General features: G+C 61.8%; 11 protein-coding genes and 2 pseudogenes. 6 read left to right on the forward strand and 7 right to left on the reverse strand.

All coding sequences use genetic code 11. The annotated features are described in order from the left end of the window. The first annotated feature begins 4 nt into the window (after nucleotides 1-4). Nucleotides 5-4,246: pseudogene (gene rpoC, locus ACQVLG_RS09550) on the forward strand (DNA-directed RNA polymerase subunit beta'). A 70-nt stretch (nucleotides 4,247-4,316) separates the two neighbouring features. Here rpoC and ACQVLG_RS09555 read toward each other — a convergent pair. Beyond that, nucleotides 4,317-5,762, reverse strand: a complete 1,446-nt coding sequence (locus ACQVLG_RS09555) for an FAD-dependent oxidoreductase (RefSeq protein ID WP_474294193.1) — start codon at nucleotides 5,760-5,762, stop codon at nucleotides 4,317-4,319. A 74-nt stretch (nucleotides 5,763-5,836) separates the two neighbouring features. Between ACQVLG_RS09555 and ACQVLG_RS09560 the strand changes: the two genes are divergently transcribed. The 3 genes from ACQVLG_RS09560 (at nucleotide 5,837) to ACQVLG_RS09570 (ending at nucleotide 8,308) form a co-directional block, all read left to right on the forward strand. Continuing rightward, nucleotides 5,837-6,487 carry a TetR/AcrR family transcriptional regulator C-terminal domain-containing protein gene (locus ACQVLG_RS09560; protein WP_268994090.1) on the forward strand — a complete coding sequence of 217 codons (651 nt, stop codon included), beginning with the start codon at nucleotides 5,837-5,839 and terminating at the stop codon, nucleotides 6,485-6,487. 203 nt (nucleotides 6,488-6,690) lie between these two features. Then, nucleotides 6,691-7,392: an ArsR family transcriptional regulator gene (locus ACQVLG_RS09565; RefSeq protein ID WP_230542351.1), complete on the forward strand. Its 702-nt coding sequence runs from the start codon at nucleotides 6,691-6,693 to the stop codon at nucleotides 7,390-7,392. 76 nt (nucleotides 7,393-7,468) lie between these two features. Further along, a complete protein-coding gene (locus tag ACQVLG_RS09570; protein WP_230542357.1) occupies nucleotides 7,469-8,308 on the forward strand; it encodes an HDOD domain-containing protein in 840 nt (279 codons plus the stop codon). A gap of 71 nt (nucleotides 8,309-8,379) precedes the next feature. Here ACQVLG_RS09570 and ACQVLG_RS09575 read toward each other — a convergent pair. The 4 genes and pseudogenes from ACQVLG_RS09575 to ACQVLG_RS09590 form a co-directional block, all read right to left on the reverse strand. Further along, nucleotides 8,380-10,208, reverse strand: a pseudogene (locus ACQVLG_RS09575) (DUF885 domain-containing protein). A gap of 223 nt (nucleotides 10,209-10,431) precedes the next feature. Continuing rightward, on the reverse strand, nucleotides 10,432-11,445 hold the full coding sequence (locus tag ACQVLG_RS09580; RefSeq protein WP_474294196.1) for a M48 family metallopeptidase: 1,014 nt from the start codon (nucleotides 11,443-11,445) through the stop codon (nucleotides 10,432-10,434). After that, the gene (locus ACQVLG_RS09585; RefSeq protein WP_474294198.1) at nucleotides 11,442-12,608 is read right to left on the reverse strand and encodes an HPP family protein; all 1,167 of its coding nucleotides are present in this window, start codon (nucleotides 12,606-12,608) and stop codon (nucleotides 11,442-11,444) included. The genes ACQVLG_RS09580 and ACQVLG_RS09585 overlap by 4 nt, the downstream gene beginning before the upstream one ends. A 79-nt stretch (nucleotides 12,609-12,687) precedes the next feature. Further along, nucleotides 12,688-12,978 (reverse strand): DUF3349 domain-containing protein, encoded by a 291-nt coding sequence (locus ACQVLG_RS09590; protein WP_474295595.1) that lies wholly within the window; start codon nucleotides 12,976-12,978, stop codon nucleotides 12,688-12,690. Between the two features lie 165 nt (nucleotides 12,979-13,143). On the opposite strand from ACQVLG_RS09590, the gene ACQVLG_RS09595 reads away from it, so the two are divergent. Continuing rightward, nucleotides 13,144-13,656: a thioredoxin family protein gene (locus ACQVLG_RS09595; protein WP_474294200.1), complete on the forward strand. Its 513-nt coding sequence runs from the start codon at nucleotides 13,144-13,146 to the stop codon at nucleotides 13,654-13,656. 5 nt (nucleotides 13,657-13,661) lie between these two features. Here ACQVLG_RS09595 and ACQVLG_RS09600 read toward each other — a convergent pair whose 3' ends face one another. After that, entirely contained in the window at nucleotides 13,662-15,686 is a 2,025-nt protein-coding gene (locus ACQVLG_RS09600; protein WP_474294202.1) for a methyl-accepting chemotaxis protein, read from the reverse strand. Nucleotides 15,687-15,883: 197 nt separating this feature from the next. Then, entirely contained in the window at nucleotides 15,884-16,381 is a 498-nt protein-coding gene (locus ACQVLG_RS09605; protein ID WP_230542345.1) for an Lrp/AsnC family transcriptional regulator, read from the reverse strand. 167 nt (nucleotides 16,382-16,548) lie between these two features. On the opposite strand from ACQVLG_RS09605, the gene ACQVLG_RS09610 reads away from it, so the two are divergent. After that, entirely contained in the window at nucleotides 16,549-18,588 is a 2,040-nt protein-coding gene (locus tag ACQVLG_RS09610) for an aminotransferase class V-fold PLP-dependent enzyme (RefSeq protein WP_474294204.1), read from the forward strand. The last annotated feature ends 105 nt before the right edge of the window (nucleotides 18,589-18,693 follow it).

The following is an 18,693-nucleotide window of genomic DNA, read 5'->3' on the forward strand; positions in this document are numbered from 1 at the left end:
ATACATGAAAGCACTGCTCGATCTATTCAAGCAAGTACAGACCAACGAGACCTTCGATGCAATCAAGATCGGTCTCGCTTCGCCTGAGAAAATCCGTTCGTGGTCCTACGGCGAAGTCAAGAAGCCGGAAACCATCAACTACCGTACCTTCAAGCCTGAGCGCGACGGCCTGTTCTGCGCCAAGATCTTTGGCCCGATCAAGGATTACGAATGCCTGTGCGGCAAGTACAAGCGCCTGAAACACCGCGGCGTGATCTGCGAAAAGTGCGGCGTCGAAGTCACCTTGGCCAAGGTGCGCCGCGAGCGCATGGGCCACATCGAACTGGCTTCGCCTACCGCGCACATCTGGTTCCTGAAGTCGCTGCCGTCGCGTCTGGGCATGGTCCTGGACATGACCCTGCGGGACATCGAACGCGTGCTGTACTTTGAAGCATACGTCGTGACCGATCCAGGCATGACCCCGCTGAAGAAGTGCCAGATCATGTCGGAAGACGACTACGCCGCCAAGTACGAAGAGTACGGCGACGACTTTACCGCCTTCATGGGCGCCGAAGGTATCCGTGAACTGCTGCGCTCGATCGACATCCACCGCGATGCCGAAACTCTGCGCGTGGAACTGAAGGAATCGAAATCCGAAGCCAAGATCAAGAAATACGCCAAACGCCTGAAAGTGCTGGAAGCGTTCCAACGTTCGGGCATCAAGCCTGACTGGATGATCATGGAAGTGCTGCCAGTGCTGCCGCCGGAACTGCGTCCGCTGGTACCGCTGGACGGTGGCCGTTTCGCGACCTCGGATCTGAACGATCTGTATCGCCGCGTCATCAACCGTAACAACCGTCTGAAACGCCTGATGGAGCTGCGCGCTCCAGAGATCATCACGCGCAACGAAAAGCGCATGCTGCAAGAAGCGGTCGATTCGCTGCTGGACAACGGCCGTCGCGGCAAAGCGATGACCGGCGCCAACAAGCGTCCGCTGAAGTCCTTGGCCGAGATGATCAAGGGCAAGGGCGGCCGTTTCCGTCAGAACTTGCTGGGCAAACGCGTCGATTACTCCGGTCGTTCGGTCATCGTCGTGGGCCCACAATTGAAACTGCATCAGTGCGGCTTGCCGAAACTGATGGCGCTGGAACTGTTCAAGCCATTCATTTTCAATAAACTGGAACTGATGGGTCTGGCAACCACGATCAAGGCAGCGAAAAAGCTGGTCGAGATCCAGGAACCGGTCGTATGGGACATCCTGGAAGACGTGATCCGTGAACATCCGATCATGTTGAACCGCGCACCGACCTTGCACCGTCTGGGTATCCAGGCGTTCGAGCCAGTCCTGATTGAAGGCAAGGCCATCCAGCTGCACCCGCTCGTCTGCGCCGCATTCAACGCCGACTTTGACGGTGACCAAATGGCGGTCCACGTTCCTCTGTCGATCGAAGCGCAGATGGAAGCACGCACCCTGATGCTGGCATCGAACAACATCCTGTTCCCATCGAACGGCGAACCATCGATCGTGCCTTCCCAGGATATCGTGCTGGGTCTGTACTACGCGACCCGCGAAGCGATCAATGCGAAGAACGAAGGGATGATGTTCCCTGACGTGTCGGAAGTGATCCGCGCCTACGATAACAAGGAAGTCGAACTGACGACCCGCGTCACCGTGCGTATTACCGAATACCCGAAAAACGCCGAAACGGGCGAATTCGAGAAAACGGTAACGCGTTACGAAACGACGATCGGCCGTGCGATCCTGTCGGAAATTCTGCCGAAAGGCCTGCCGTTCTCCGTCCTGAACCGCGCGCTGAAAAAGAAAGAAATTTCCAAGCTGATCAACACGTCGTTCCGCAAGTGCGGCCTGCGCGCCACCGTGGTGTTTGCAGACAAACTGATGCAATCGGGTTTCCGCCTGGCGACACGCGCCGGTATCTCGATCTGTGTCGACGACATGCTGGTACCGCCGCAAAAAGTCACCCTGATCGCGACGGCCGAATCGGAAGTCAAGCAGATCGAACAGCAATACGCCTCGGGTCTCGTGACCGCCGGCGAGCGTTACAACAAGGTCGTCGATATCTGGGGCAAGACCTCGGATGAAGTCGGCAAGGCCATGATGGACCAGCTGAAAGTCGAAGACGTAGTGCGCCGCGACGGCACCCAGTCGACGCAAGAATCGTTCAACGCCATTTACATGATGGCCGACTCCGGCGCGCGCGGTTCCGCAGCCCAGATTCGCCAGTTGGCCGGTATGCGTGGTCTGATGGCGAAACCGGATGGTTCGATTATCGAAACGCCGATTACCGCGAACTTCCGCGAAGGTCTGAACGTGTTGCAGTACTTCATTTCGACCCACGGTGCGCGTAAAGGTCTGGCCGATACGGCGCTGAAAACGGCGAACTCCGGTTACCTGACGCGTCGTCTGGTCGACGTGACGCAAGACTTGGTGGTGATCGAGGACGATTGCGGCACCATGAACGGTACCGTCATGAAGGCCCTGTCGAAGGTGGTGAAGTCATCGAACCGTTGCGCGACCGTATCCTCGGCCGCGTCGTGGTGCATGACGTCGTCAACCCTGAAACCCAGGAAACCCTGTATGACGCCGGCACCCTGATGGATGAAGACATGGTCGAAGAGATCGAGCGTCTGTCCATCGATGAAGTCAAGGTCCGCACGCCACTGACTTGCGACACGCGCTTCGGCCTGTGCGCCAAGTGCTATGGCCGCGACCTGGGCCGCGGCATGCTGGTCAACGCGGGCGAAGCCGTCGGTGTGGTGGCAGCGCAGTCGATTGGTGAACCGGGTACCCAGCTGACCATGCGTACGTTCCACATTGGTGGTGCGGCATCGCGTGCGGCAGTGGCATCGTCGGTGGAAGCCAAGTCGAACGGTACCATCCGCTTCACGGCAACCATGCGTTACGTGACGAACGGCAAGGGCGCGCAAATCGTCATTTCCCGTTCCGGCGAAGTGCTGATCACCGACGACCATGGCCGTGAGCGTGTGAGCGTCATAAAGTACCGTACGGCGCGACCCTGATCGTCAAGGACGGCATGGTCATCAAGGCCGGTACGGCCCTGGCAACGTGGGATCCGCTGACCCGTCCGATCATTACCGAATACGCCGGTCAAGTGCGTTTCGAGAACGTCGAAGAAGGCGTCACCGTGGCCCGTCAGGTCGACGAAGTGACTGGTCTGTCCACCTTGGTGGCGATCGATGCGAAACGTCGCGGTTCGCTGACCAAGACCCTGCGTCCGCAAGTCAAGCTGATCAACGACGCGAACGAAGAAGTCAAGATCGCCGGCACCGAACACTCGGTGGCGATCGGCTTCCAGGTCGGCGCGTTGATCATGGTCAAGGACGGTCAACAGGTATCGGTGGGTGAAGTGCTGGCACGTATCCCGACCGAATCGCAAAAAACGCGCGATATTACCGGTGGTCTGCCACGCGTTGCTGAACTGTTCGAGGCGCGCTCGCCGAAAGATGCCGGTATGCTGGCGGAAGTCACGGGTACGGTTGCGTTCGGTAAAGAAACCAAGGGCAAGCAGCGTCTGGAAATCACGGACATGGACGGCAACAAGCATGAGTTCTTGATCACCAAGGACAAACAAGTGCTGGTGCATGACGGCCAGGTCGTGAACAAGGGCGAGATGATCGTGGACGGCCCGGCCGATCCGCAAGACATCCTGCGCCTGCTGGGTATCGAAGCGCTGGCACGTTACATCGTCGACGAAGTGCAGGACGTGTACCGTCTGCAAGGCGTGAAGATCAATGACAAGCACATCGAAGTAATCGTGCGCCAGATGCTGCGCCGCGTGCAGATCGTCAATGCCGGCGACACCAACTACATCGTTGGCGAGCAGGTAGAGCGTTCGGAACTGCTGGACGAGAACGATCGCGTAACGTCGGAGAACAAGATTCCTGCGACCTACGAGAACGTCTTGCTGGGTATTACCAAGGCATCGCTGTCGACCGATTCGTTCATCTCGGCCGCATCGTTCAGGAAACCACCCGCGTACTGACCGAAGCGGCGATCATGGGCAAGCGCGATGGTCTGCGCGGCCTGAAAGAGAACGTCATCGTCGGCCGCCTGATTCCTGGCGGTACGGGCCTGGCCTTCCACCGCGCACGCAAAGAGAAAGAAGCGTGGGAAGTGGAAGAGCGTCAAGCACTGCTGCTGGCCGAGAAAGCCTCGATGGCCGGCGAAGCTGCCGAAGCGCTGCAGGATATCGAGACCCAGCAACACCACGGCGACGAAGCGTAATCTACGCTGCCAGCTGACAAAAACGGCACCTTCGGGTGCCGTTTTTTTTTTTTGTCTTGAGATAAGTCAATCAGACCGCGTGGTCCGCGTAGCCGTCGGGCCGGATCAGCAGGCTTTTGATGCCGGCCAGTTGCGGGCAGCCGGGTTTGATCGTCAACGAAGTAAGCCAGGCCACATCGAAACGATACGGCTGTGCCGCGTGGGCGACATCGCCAACGGCCAGCTGCAGCCATTTTCCTGCGTGCAGCAGTTCATGGATACCGACGGCCGTGCCGTCGGCCAGGCGCAGCAGCCAGTCGGGCACGCGCTGGCCGCTCCAGTCTGCGTTGCCGGTGCTGGCGTCAGAGGCCAGCGGGACGGGATAGCGCACGCCAAAGCCGGACAACTCGCTGGCCAGCGAACGGTTCACGTCCGGCTGCGCCAGCATGTCGCTGATGCTGGCGCGCAGGGCCAGGGTGCGTTCGTCAAAACGCGTCAGCATGGCTGTTTGCGCGAGCGTATTGTGCTGCAAGGACACGCCAACGGGATGGCGCTCCGCATGGTAGCTGTCGAGCAGGCTGTCCGGTGCATAGCCCTTGAGTACGCCTGCCAGCTTCCAGCCCAGGTTCATCGCGTCCTGCATACCCACGTTCATGCCCTGGCCACCAGCCGGCATGTGGATGTGGGCGGCATCGCCGGCCAGGAAGATGCGGCCCTGGCGGTAGCGCCGCGCCAGCCGTGTTTCGTCGCTGAAGCGCGACAACCAACTGGCGTCATGCAGGCCGAAATCGTAGTCCGCGATGGCCGTGCTGGCCTGCGACAATTCCTCCATGGTGGCCGGTTCCGCTGCCACGGCTTGGGGATGGCGCGCATTCATGGCGATGACGCGGTGGCGGCCATGCCCCAGCGGCACGATCATCAGGCTGCCCGCTGCGTTCGTCAGAGACAGCATGGGTGAGGCGGGCGGATGACGCAGCTGTACATCGCCCATGAGCATGCTGCAGGTGGCCGCGACGCCGTCGAAGGCGATGCCCGCCTGCTGGCGCACGAGGCTGCGACCGCCATCGGCGCCGACCAGGTAACGGGCACGCAGGCAAAACGGGGCGCCGTCGAGCGTGCCGGCCACCGTGACGCCATCAGCATCCTGCTGTGTCTGCTCAACGAGCGCGCCGCGAACAATCGCCACGCCATCTTCCAGCAATTGCTCTTCCAGCAGGCGCTCCGTCGTGCTTTGTGGCAGGAACAAGGTGTAGGGATGGGGCGTGTCGAAGCCGGAAAAGTCGAGCCGGGTATCGAGGCCCGCATAATGGCCGCTGGAAAAGGACGTGCCCAGCGCGACAAAGCGCCGGTCCAGACCCCGCAAGCCCAGCATTTCCAAGGTGCGTCCATGGATGGTCAGCGCGCGCGAATGCGCGCTGCGTTGCGGCCGCCGCTCCAGGACGGCCACGCGGATGCCGGCCAGGCGCAATTCGCAGGCCAGGGTCAGGCCGACGGGGCCGGCTCCCACGATGATGACTTCGATATCGCTATTGTGCATGTCACTCTCAATCTAACGTTGTTAGTCTGTGTAAAATGGTAAACTAACGGCGTTAGAGTTTCAAGGAAAAAGAAATGAAAATTCAACGCGACGCCGTGGTGGCCAGGGCGCTCGAGCTGCTGGACGAAGTGGGTATCGAGGGCTTGACCATGCGTCGCCTGGCCGACGCGATGAGCATCAAGGCCGCTTCGTTGTACTGGCATTTTGCGAACAAGCAGGCTTTGCTCGATGGCATGGCCGACGTGCTGATCGAAGACGTGGCAAGGAACGTCGATGGGGATGCTGGCTGGGAATCGCGGCTGCGCCAGGTGGCGGCGCAAATGCGCGCGGCTTTATCCGCCCGCCGCGATGGTGTGCGCGTCTTTGGCGGCACCTATGTGATATCGGAAAACGTGTTTCGCGTCGCCGAAGCTTTAATCGGCCCCATGCGTGCAGCTGGGGCATCGGAGAAACTGGCCAGCTGGAGCGCATTTACGCTGCTATATTATGTGCTCGGGTTTGTCATGGAAGCGCAAGGCACGGGACCGGGAAGCGCTGCCATGAATGCCTTATCGAACCGGCGTGCCGATTTCGCCGCCATGGCGGCCGACCGTTATCCACACGTTCTCGCTTCTATGGATGCCATTTTTAATGCGGAAATCGACGATCGTTTTAATGCGGGACTTGATTTGATTATGATCGGTTTGCAGGAAAAAATTAAAATGAATCAAGGTATATATAGTTAATCCATCGGGCATCTGGATACCGTTATTGTCGAATATATTCAAATACATTCATTCTTTCCCGCGTATTTTACTGTTGCCTTGTCCACCTTGTAGTAAGCACTCACATTGACCTCCCTCATCGGCACCATTGCGAATCGTGCCGTGGCCTGTCCTGCCATGCCGGCTACAGCCGGCATGGCCCGCACGGGTCCGCGGCCGCACACGTGTTGCGCAAATACCCGCCATGGACGTACAACGCTAATTATCAGTTTATTCATGCTAAGATCTGGCGCATGATAGCCCAAGCCCTGTTTACTCCCGCCCAGCAGAAACTGCTGGGCTTGCTCTTTGTCCGCGTGAATGAAGGCTTTCACTTGAACGAGATCATGCGCTTGACGGGGCTGGGCAGCGCGTCGGCGCAGCGGGAACTGCGCCGGCTGCATGAGTCCGGCCTGATCACGTCGGAGCGGATCGGCAATGTGCGGCGCTTCTGGCCCAACAAGGAAAGCCTCGTGTATCCGGAGTTGAGCGGACTGGTGCAGAAAACCTTTGGCATCGTCGGCGTCCTCAGTGGCACCCTGGCGCCCTTGCGCGCCCAGTTGCACCTGGCATTCGTGTCGGGCGCCACGGCGAAGGGACAGGACCTGCCTGGCAGCGCCATCGATTTGTTGCTGGTGGGCGAAGAAGCCAACTATGGCGACCTGTTAACGGGATTGGCCCCGGCCGAGCGAACCTTAAGGCGTAAAATCAATCCCAATCTCTATACGCTGGCCGATTATCGCCGGCGGTTGCGGGAAGGCCAGCCATTTCTGCTGCAGGTATTACAGCAGCCGAAGTTGTTTGTCATCGGTGATGAATCGCTATTGCATGCGCTGGCATTGCCAGATTCTTCAATGCAGGCGAATGGCATGCCATCTATATTCTAAAGGCCGGGTCTGGCATTCGATTTCAGATACATGAAATTGATGGCTAGAAAAATATCTGAGGCGGATTGATCGTATGATGAATAAACTGCAGGCTTTCGGTTTAATTGTTTCCCAGGCAGTGCGGGGAGAATTAAGCTTCCCCACGAGTGTTAATTCCGCGCTGCAATTGCAATTGGCATTGGCGGAGCCGGACTGCCATATCGACCACGCGATCAAACTGGTACTGGCCGAGCCCCTGCTGGCGGCGCGCACCGTGGCCTTGGCCAATTCGGCCGTGTACAGCCGCGGCGATGCGGCGCCCGTGACCAGCGTGCGCGCGGCCGTCATGCGCATGGGTTACCGTAACCTGTACGCGCTGGTGGCGGCCATGGTGGTGCGCCAGTTCGGCAGCAAGATCATCGATCCCATCCTGCGCCAGAAGGCGACGCAGCTGTGGGAGCACACTGCCCACGTGGCGGCGCTGGCGCACGTACTTGCCCGCCGCGTGACGCACATCGATGCCGATACGGCGCTGTTTGCCGGTATCGTGCATGAGGTGGGTGGTTTTTATCTTTTGTCGCGCGCCGATGAGTTTCCCGGTTTGCTCGATGACGATGCCGATCACTGGATGGAATCGGCCGAGGAAATCATTTCGCGCGAAGTCATGAAGAAGCTGCTGATTCCGCAAGCCGTCAGCGAAGCCATCGAAGGCTTGCGCGATGGCTTGCTGTCCATCCCGCCCGATTCCCTGCTCGATACCTTGTTGTTGGCCAAGCAATTGTCGCCCGTACCGTCGCCGTTGCAGGCGACATACGTGGAAATGCTCACGCCCTCCGATTCCGTCATCGATTTCATTATCGATAACGAGACCTTGCAAAGCATCCTGGCCGAATCGGCTGAGGAAGTGCGGTCGATGAGCGCGGCGCTGCTGGTGTAGCCGGCAACGCCAGCGGCAAAAAAAACGGCAGCCCGTTCAGGAGCTGCCGTTTTGTTTTCAGGCGCCGCCGTTTACTTCTGCTGCGCGATCCAGCGATCGACCTTGGCTTCCAGCAGTTTCAGGGGCAGGGTGCCGTCGCCGAGTACCACTTCGTGGAATTTCGGCAAGCTGAACTTGTCGCCCCCAACGCCTGCTGGGCGCGCTGGCGCAGTTCGACGATTTTCAGCGAGCCGATCTTGTAGCCCAGGGCCTGGCCTGGCCACGCCATGTAGCGTTCCGTTTCGCTTTTCGCCACGGCGTCATAGCCGAGGGTGTCGCGCATGTACTTGATGGTCTGCTCGCGCGTCCAGCCCTTGGTGTGCAAGCCCGTGTCGACCACCAGGCGCACGGCGCGCAGCATCTCGTCGTTCAAATGGCCGAAATACTGGGCCGGATCGTCGAACAGGCCCATTTCCTTGCCCAGCGTTTCCGCATACAGGGCCCAGCCTTCCGTGAAGGCATTGTTGCCGCCGAAACGGCGGAAGTTTGGCAAAGCCATCTCTTGCACCAGCGCCAGGTGGAAATGGTGGCCCGGCTTGCCTTCGTGCAGGAACAGGGTGGTCATGCCCGTATCGCCATACAGTTTCGGATCCGTGACGACGGACCAGAATACGCCAGGGCGCGAACCGTCGGCGGCCCGGTGCGGTGCCGTGTAGTGGTCGGCGGCCGTGTCGCGGCTCAGTTCAGGTTCCAGGCGCAAGTCCAGCGGCGCTTTCGGCACCAGGGTGAACAGGGCGGGCAATTTGCTGTCGAGCAGCACGTTCAGCTGGCGGTAGACGTCGAGCACTTCCTGTTCCGTCTTGAACGGGCGGAATTTCTCCTGCTGCGACACCCAAACGGGCAAGCCGGCGGCCGGGCCGTTGTAGCCCATCTTCGGGCCGACGATCGCATATTGTTCCTGGATGCGCGCCACTTCGCGCAAGCCGATGGCATGGATCTGCTCCGGCTTCAAGTCCGTGGTGGTACTGCCGGCCACGCGCGCCTGGTACCAGGCGGCGCCATCGGGCAGGGCGCTCCAGCCGCTGCTCGTGCGGCTGGCCGGCAGGTAATCGCGTTCCATGAAGGTGGCCAGGCGCTGCAGGGCCGGCATCAGCTTGGTTGCGATGATGGCGGTGTAGGTTTGCGTCAGGCGTGCCTTGTCGGCCGCCGAAAAGCCGGCGGGCAAGTTCTTGATGGGCGTGTAATACACGCTGTCCTGCGGCGTGGCGCTGACGAGCTTCTTGAATTGCGGCAGGGCCGATTCCGTCAGCGCCTTCGGCAGCACGATGCCCTTTTGCATGCCGACTTGCATGTTGGCGATGGCCTGGTCTATCCAGCCCGGCAACTGGCTGATACGGCTCAGGTAAGCGTCATACTCCTTGACCGTGGTCAAAGGCTGCGATGCTTCGCCGCCCGCATAATTGGCCAGGGTGACGGGCATGCTGTCCATCTGGTTGAGTGGCAGCAGGTATTCGGGGAAGCGCTCGAAGCTCAGGGCCGTCGCCAGTTCATAGTCGAGGATATCGTAGTTGATCTGGTCCTGGTGCGACAGCTGCGCGCGGGCAATGCTGCGCAGGGTCTTTTGGTACTGGCGGTACAGCGCAAATTGTTTGGCGCGCGCGGCGGGCACGATAGCTGAACCGATCTGGTCGTCAAAACGGTTGTCGCCGCTCTCGGTGGCGTTGATCGGCTCGAAACGGGCCAGCGCATCGTAGTACTGGTCGGCCAGCACTTGCAGCTGCTGCTTCGCCTTGGGCGCACTGACGGCTGGTGCAGCGGCCGCCTGGGCAGCAGGCTGGGCCGCTTGCGCCATGGGCGCATGGGCGAGCAACAGGGAAATGGCCAGGGTGCCGAGGGTGCCGGCGGCAAAACGATGCTTCATGCGCGATGTCCTTTGTAAGGAGGGAATGAACGGAGGCGTTGCGGGTCGGGGTGGCCGGTCGCGAAGGAGCAGCCGGGGCGTAAGCATACGCCATTGCCCAGCGTGCTTGGATAAATTGTGCGGGAGAAACGTTGCTATTTTGCCGTAGGCGGCAGGGCCGCTTTCATGGCTTGCCAGTGGCTGCTGGTCAAGGGCAGGCAGGCGGGGCAGGGCGTGGCGGCGATCAGGCTGCGGAGCTGTTGCGCGCGCGCCGCCGTTTGCGGGTGTGAGGAAATCCATCCATCCGGGGCACCTTGGCCTGCTCCTTGTCATCGAGCTTCTGGAAAAAGCGCAACATGCCGTCGGGACGGATTTGCGCGCGCTGCAAGGCAAGCAAACCCAGACGATCCGCCTCCTCTTCCATGTCGCGGCTGAAATACAGGGTACCGGCCTGGTGCGCCAGCATGGCGGCCACGGCGCTGATATCGCCGATGGTCAGGCCCACCAGGGCGCCCCAGCCCAGGCTGCTGATCATTTGCCGCAGCGAATGGCGCTGCTCCACGTGCTGCACTTCATGCGCGAGCACGCCAGCCAGTTCGCCCGGATCCCCCGCCTGGCGCAGCAAGCCCGTATGCACGACGATGATGCCGCCCGGCATGGCAAACGCGTTGACCGTGTCGTCCTGCTTGACCAGCCAGCGGTACTGGTAGCGGGAACCGGCCGTCAGCTTGCCGCCGATGTCCTGCACCGTCTGCTGCGCCGCACCATTTTCGGTGATGCCGCCTTGCGCGCGCACTTGCGCCAGGGAAGTTTCGCCCAGCTGCTTCTCTGTCGACAACGGTATCAGTCCCGCCAGCGCGCCGATGGCGTTGCCACCTTGCCACCACAGCAGGGCCGCCGCGACGATGGCCGCGCCCGTCAAACCGGCCAGCCAGCCCGACACTTGCCGCCGGTTGCGCTGGCGTTCGCCCCACAGGCGCTGCAATTGCGGCTGCAGCGCCGCCGGTGCTTCTTTTAATACGATGGCGATGTCGTCCGCTGTCAGCGGCTTGAGCGACGCTTGCCGGCCTTGGCCGTCGAGCCAGTTCAGGAACAGTTCCGGTCCATCGACACCGCCCACGCTGACGACCAGCTGCGCCACATCGACTTCATGGCCGGGCGCATCGATGGCCAGCTGGCTGCCGAAAAAATGCGCGCTGACGGGCGTGCCCGCCGGGCCGCCCTCGGGGCCGCTCAGCAGTGCCTGGAAGGGCATCATGCGGCGGCCTCGGCAAAGCGGCTTTCGTACAGGGCCGCCATCAGGTCGGACTGGCTGATGATGCCGGCCAGGCGCTGTTCATCGTCGAGGACGGGAATGTGGTGATAGCCGGCGTCGGCCATCAGGGGCACGAGGTCGATGATGGGCGTGCCCAGGCGGGCCGTATGCGGCGACGCCGTCATCAGCTGTCCCACCACCTCCGGCTTGTCGCTGTGGGACAGGCCGCTGCGCTGCAGCAAGCCGCGCAGGCGCTGGCGCATGCCCTGGTAATCGTCGAGGCCGCCATGGCGCAGGAAATCCGTCTGCGTGATGATGCCGATAACGCGGCGCGCCCGGTTGACAACGGGCAGGGCGCCTACATCGTGCTCGCGCATGGTGCGCCAGGCAACATCGAGCGGCGTGCCGAACTCCACGCTGAGCACATCCTTCGACATGATGTCGGCACAGGTGACGACGCCGAAGCGGCGCTGGTAGGCGCGCATTTCCGTTTGCAGGAAGATCGCCTGCAAATCGTCGCGGCTGATGTCGAGCACTTCACTGTGCTGGCGCAAGACGGCATCGAGGTCATCCGGTGAAAAGCCCAGGCGGTTGCTGGGCACGTCATCCCTGGTGGCGTGCGGATGCGGCGCCACCAGTTGCTGGACGTGCGGGTAGCGGCGTCCCGTCAGGTTGTTGTACAGCACGGCGCAAGCGACCAGCACGGCGGAATTGAACAGCACGGTGATGAAGACGAATTCAAAGCCGGCCGCATGCACGCTGGCGCCGCCGATGACGGTGGTGAGCGCCACGGCGCCGCCCGGCGGATGCAGACAGCGCAGGGCAAACATGGCGCCGATGGCCAGGCAGGCGGCCAGCGCCGCCACGCCCACGCTGGATCCGAACCATTTGACGCAGGCCATGCCGACAAGGCCGGAGACGACATTGCCGCCCACCACGGACCACGGTTGCGCCAGCGGGCTGGCCGGCAGGCAGAACAGCAGTACGGCCGAGGCGCCCATGGGCGCGATCAGGTAGACGCTGGCGCTGTCGGGAGCCAGCAGAAAATGGCAGATCAGGCCCGTCAGCAGCAAGCCGCAGATGGCGCCCGCGCAGGCGCGCAATTGTTCGCGGCGGCTACCGTTGTTCGGTTGTGGCAACCAGCGTGCCAGGAAAGAAGTCGTCATGGGGAGGGCGCGTTCGGGCCGCGTTGCTCTGTGTGAGCCCGATATTATCCCATGCGTTCCATTTCGCTGCCTGCGGGTACTAATCGTCGGCGCAGACGGCCTGCAAGCCGTGCCGCGTCAGCAGCGCCCTGGCGGCTGCGATGGTGGACGGCGCCGGCTTGCTGCTGGCGCAGGCATAGATGTCATTGAGGACCGTCGCCGCATCTTTGCCCGTGACGGCGGCCATCAGCTCGGCCAGGTTACGGTCGGAAAAGTGTTCATATAGCAGGGCCAGCACGGCGAAATACGCCGTGTCTGGCATGCCGCCGGGATAGCCGCTGCGCAGCATGCGCGCGGCACCGGACAGTGTTGGGGGCAGGGTATCTGGCATGCTCAAGCGGCTTCTCCTGGGTGGTGCTCTGATACGTGCTTATATGTTTTCCGCATAAGCACAGTGCAATTAAATGGTGGATATTTCCTACAAGCAGGCATATTCTAGACAATCACGCCCGCTGGCAGCTGTTCAGCTGGCTTCACGATTTCACAGGAGCCCCGCATGCGCCTTTCCCGTTTCGTTTCCCTTCTCTTTGCCAGCCTGCTGCTTGCCGGTACCGCCATTGCCGCCGCCCCCACACCGGCCAACCCGGTCGCCACGCCGCATCTGCCCTACAACGCGGCGGCCGACGCCAAGGCCGACGTGGCCCGCGCGCTGGCCGAGGCCAAGGCGGCGCACGTGCCTGTCTTGCTGATCTTTGGCGCTAACTGGTGCGAAGATTGCCGTGCGCTCGACAAGGCATTGAAGGAAGGCAAGAACGCCGAGCTGATGGAACAGCAGTTCAAGGTCGTCAAGGTTGACGTGGGTAACTTCGACCATAACCTGGATGTGGCGCAAGCCTATGGCAATCCGCTCAAGAAAGGCATTCCGGCCGCCGTGCTCGTATCGAGCGACAACAACCAGGTGCTGTACGCCACCAAGGGCGGCGAACTGGCGAACGCGCGCCGCATGAGCGAGAGCGGCATTTATGATTTCTTCAAGCAAGCGGCCAGCGTCAAGTCGCCTGCCATTTAATTGCCTTAGAATTCTTCCCACTCAGTGCCGGCCGCTGCCTTGCGACTGGGGGCAGGGGCGGGCTTGGCCGGCGCCGCAGGTTTGGCCGCAAGCCTGACCATGGGCCGGGCTGGCTTGCCAGGGGCCGCTGGCGCCGGGCGCGGTGCGGCAGCGTGGCCTGACTCGTCCAGTGTGAATACGCTGACCACCAGCGCCAGTTTGCCGGCCTGATCCTGCAAGGATTGCGCGGCGGCCGCCGCTTCTTCCACGAGTGCCGCATTTTGCTGGGTTGCGTCATCCATCTGCGTGACCGTGGCATTGACTTGCGCGATGCCCTGGCTCTGCTCCTGGCTGGCTGAGGCGATTTCTCCCATCAGGTCGGCGACTCTTTGAACAGAGACGACGATGTCCTGCATGGTGGCGCCGGCCGAGTCGACCAGCTTGCTGCCGGCTTCCACCTTGCTGCCCGAGTCGACGATCAAGTCCTTGATTTCCTTGGCCGCCTGGCTTGACCGTTGTGCCAGGTTGCGCACTTCTGTGGCTACCACGGCAAAGCCGCGGCCCTGCTCTCCCGCGCGGGCCGCCTCGACCGCCGCGTTCAGGGCGAGAATATTGGTTTGAAAGGCAATGCCGTCGATCACGCCGATAATGTCCGCGATCTTGCGCGAACTTTCCGTAATCTCGCTCATCGTCTGCACTACTTGACCGACCACCTCGCCCCCCTTGACGGCGTGGCTCGAGGCTGACACCACCAGCTGATTCGCTTGACGCGCGTTGTCCGCGTTCTGTTTCACGGTCGACGTCAGTTCTTCCATGGCCGCCGCCGTTTCTTCCAGGCTCGATGCCTGGGCTTCCGTACGCGCCGACAGGTCCAGGTTGCCAGACGCGATCTGGCTCGATGCACCGGCAATGGCCTCGGTACTGTCGCGAACTTCGCGTATCGTCACGTTCAGCGACGCAACGAAACGGTTGAAGGCGGCGGCCAGCGCACCGACCTCGTCTTCCGATTCGACGGGCATGCGGCGGCTCAGGTCGCCGTTCCCGCTGGCAATCTCGCTGAGCATGTCGGCCGCCCGTGCGACGGGGGCGGCGATGGCGCGGCTGATGACATAAATGATGAGCAGGGCGATGCCGCCACCGACCAGTCCGGCGATCAGGGCGGCAAGTAGGGCCGAGCGCGTGACATTGCCCAGCACTTCCGCTTCCGGCACTTCGGCCATCACGTACAAATTCAATTCCGGCACGAATGAGGCGGCCACAAGCTGCTTGCCGCTGGGCGCCGCATAGCTGGCATACGTGTATTTGTTGCCTGTCAGCAGAGTCTTGCTCAGTGCTTCATTGAAGCCGGGCAAGTCCTTCACCTGATGCTTGCCGTCGGCCAAGGCCGGGTCGCGGTGGATCAGCAGGCTGCCATCGGCACGCACCAGGTAGACATGGCCGGTCTGGCCGACCTTGTAGCTGCGGATGGTCTCGGCCATGGCGTCGACGCTCAAGCCCATGCCTGCAATGACGGCCTTGCCACCGGCCGTCTGGCCCCGCGCATTCAGGAACAGCATGAAGCTGCCCGAGGCTGGATCGCGGTCCAGATTGATCGTGTGCTGTTTGTTTTCGTCGAGCATGCTGAAAAACCAGTGATCGGCTGGCTGTTGCTTGTCCAGCGTGCGGATCAGGCCCGCATCGGTCATGTACCGGGACGCAGTTTGCGAACTCCAGCTGACGACGGCCGCCTTGTTTTTTTCCTTGATCATCTTCGCGTAGCGCTGAAAAGTGGCCAAGCCGCTGTCCGCCAGGTCCGCGTCTTCCCAGTCCTGCAGAAAGACATCATTGGCCATCGTTTGCACCACCGATAACGGTTGGCTGATCTGGCGCAGCACATCGTTGCGGATTTCTCCCACCTGGGCCGGCAGTTCCTGGCCGACGACGCGCTCGCGCACGTAATCGCTGCTCATGCGCACGCTGAGGAACGATGAAATGCCCATGAAAAGCAGCAGGCACAAACCCATGCTGAACATCAGTTTCTTTTGAATGGAGAGGTGGCGAAGCAGATGCATGGACGACCCTGGGAATGGGCCCGCGCGACCGGCAGAGGTTGCTAGAAAGGCACGGGCAAGTGCGCAGTATAGCGACGGATAAGGGCAATATAGTGGAGGTATGCCGTATTTAATGTGGTTGTGTTGCTGTGTGGCAACGATTGTAAGGTGTTAACATGCGTGCTTTTCATGTACACCGGCACGGGGTGGAAAAACGTTCAGGCAGGTAAGCCGTGGGCGATCAATTCCAGCGGCAATTCCGTGCTGCACTTGATTTGTTCCATGGAAAAAGCGGACGACACGCCCGTCAGCTGCACGGCCTTGATGAGCTTTTTATAGAAGGTGTCATATCCCTTGATATCGGTGGTGACGACTTTCAGCAGATAGTCGATGTCGCCGCTCATGCGGTGAAATTCCTGTACCTCGGGCAAGACGATCACGGCGGCGGCGAAGCGGCGCAGCCATTTTTCGTCATGCTGGCCCGTGCGCACGCTGACGAAGACGGTCACGGGCAGCCCCACTTTTTGCCGGTTGACGATGGCCACGCGGCTTTCGATATACCCCTCTTCCTCCAGCCGTTTCACGCGTTTCCAGCACGGCGTGCTGGACAACCCTATTTTCTCGCTGAGGGAGGCGATCGACAGGGTACCGTCCTGCTGCAGGGCGGCGAGGATGGCGCAGTCGAATTTGTCGAGCGAGACGTTTGGTGAATTCATTTTGGTATTCCGGTTTTTATGGCATGAACATGCTGCATAGTACCGTGTTTGCAGTGTCTTTTGGCATATCTTCACGGGGGTGGGCCGGTAAACTATCGATGTGTTCCAGCCGCTTGTGCGGTGCCCTTTTAACTGCGCCCTTTTTATCCAATACTCGGACTGCCATCATGAAAGAAATTTACCTCGACAGCAACGCCACCACTTGCGTGCTGCCTGCCGCCGTTGCCGCCGCCCGGCAAGCGATGGAGCAGGGCTATGGCAATCCCAGCAGCACCCACGCCACGGGATTGCAGGCCAAGGCCATGATGGATGGCGTGCGCCGGCGCGCCGGCGGCCTGCTGGGCGTGGGCGACGGCCGTCTGATGTTCAATAGCGGCGCCACCGAGGGCATCCAGACGGCGGTGCTGTCGGCCCTGTGTGCGCTGCGCGAACGGCGCGACGCGGGCAAGCACATCGGCAGCTTGCTGCTGTATGGCGCGACCGAGCACAAGGCCGTGCCGGAAAGCCTGGCGCACTGGAACCGGCTCTTGGGCCTGAACCTGGAAGTGCGCAAGCTGCCCGTCGATGCGCAGGGGCGCCACGACTTGCAGGCGCTCGATGCGCTGATCGGCGACACGGCCATGCTGTGCACGATGGCGGCCAACAATGAAACGGGCGTCATCAGCGATTTGTCGGCCATCGCGCAGCTGCTGCAGGAACGCGGTGCCGATGCCTACTGGATGGTTGATTGCGTGCAGGCGCTGGGCAAGCTGAAACTGAACCTGGCCGCCACGCGCATCGATTACGCGCCGTTTTCCGGCCACAAGCTGTATGCGCCTAAGGGCATCGGCATGCTGTACGTGCGCGCCGGCGCGCCGTTTACACCACTGATGATGGGCGGCGGCCAGGAAGCGGGCCTGCGCTCGGGCACGGAAAACATGGCTGGCATCGCCGCGCTGGGCGCCGTGCTGGCCGCGCTGGACGATGGCAAGACCTTCCGCAGCCACGCCGACCTGGGCGCTTTCCGCGAGCAGCTGGTGGCCAGCCTGGAACGTGCTTTCCCCGGCATCGTGTTCAATATGCCGTTGAACCTGTCGCTGCCGACGACGCTCAATTTTTCCGTGCCGGGCCTGTCCTCGAAAGAGCTGCTGGACCTGTTCGACGCGGCGCGCGTGCGCGTCAGCTCGGGCAGCGCCTGTTCCGCCGCCAAGGCGCTGCCCAGCTATGTGCTGGAAGCGATGCACGTGCCGCAATGGCGCGCGAGTTCCGCCATCCGCTTGTCGTTCGGCCCGCTGATCGATGCGGCGACGGTTAGCGCCGCCTGCGCGCGCATCGAGCACTGCGGCGAAGCGCTGCGCAGCAGCTGTCTGCTGCCGTCGGCGCTGGCGCCATCGCCGCAGGACGGCGCGCAGGACGGCATAATCCAGCTGAGCGTCGACGGCCAGTGCACCTGGCTGCTCAGCGACGCCACCAGCGCCAGTTGCGTCGTCATCGATCCTGCCGCCGCGCTCGTGCCGCGCCTGGCCGCCTTCATCCGCTGCCAGCACCTGGCCCTGCGCGCCATCGTGCACACGACGGCCCCTGGCGACCATGGCGCCGCGCGCCTGGCGCTGCTGCAGGAACTGGAGATCGAGCAAGTGGGCCGCGTCGATATCGATGGCGAACTGCCGCTGGGCCAGCAGCGCCTGCGCCGCATCGAGTGCGGCGACACCCATGTGTACCTGCTGGAGCAGCGCTTCGCCTTTGTCGGCGCACTGGCGCCGCACGCCATTGCGGCCCTGCTGGAGGCCGGCCTCGTGACGCCGGACACCGTGCTGTGTGCCTCAAGCGATGACAACAGCGTCTGCAGTACCGTGCGCGCCGTGCGCGATGGCGTGACTCCCGCCGCCGAACTGCAACTGGACGCGGCTGGCTTGCCGGCCTTTCTGCGCCAGCATCCGGACGCCATCCTCGTCGACGTGCGCGAGGCGTATGAACATGCGGCTTGCGCCGGAACCGTGTTCGAGGGCTGCGCCGTGCACAGCGTACCGCTGAGCCGCCTGGCGGGACAGGTCGGCGCGTGGCTGCGGGAGCCACAGTGTCCGCTGGTGTTTTTCTGCCGCAGCGGCAACCGCAGCGCGCGCGCCGCGGCCTGCCTGCGCCGTCTGGGTCATGGCGCGGCGTGGCAACTCAGCGGCGGCATGGCGATGGCGGACGCGCCGCGCCGCGCGCTGGATATTGCGGCCTGAGCCGAGATAAAGTTTCATCCTTGAAATCTTGCCCCGTATCATCATTGGTGCGGGGCAATTCATTCGTTTCCTTACGGCATTTTTATACCTGCCAGCCTCCTAATT

The sequence above is a fragment of the Janthinobacterium sp. TPC_1 genome (genome assembly GCF_056037845.1).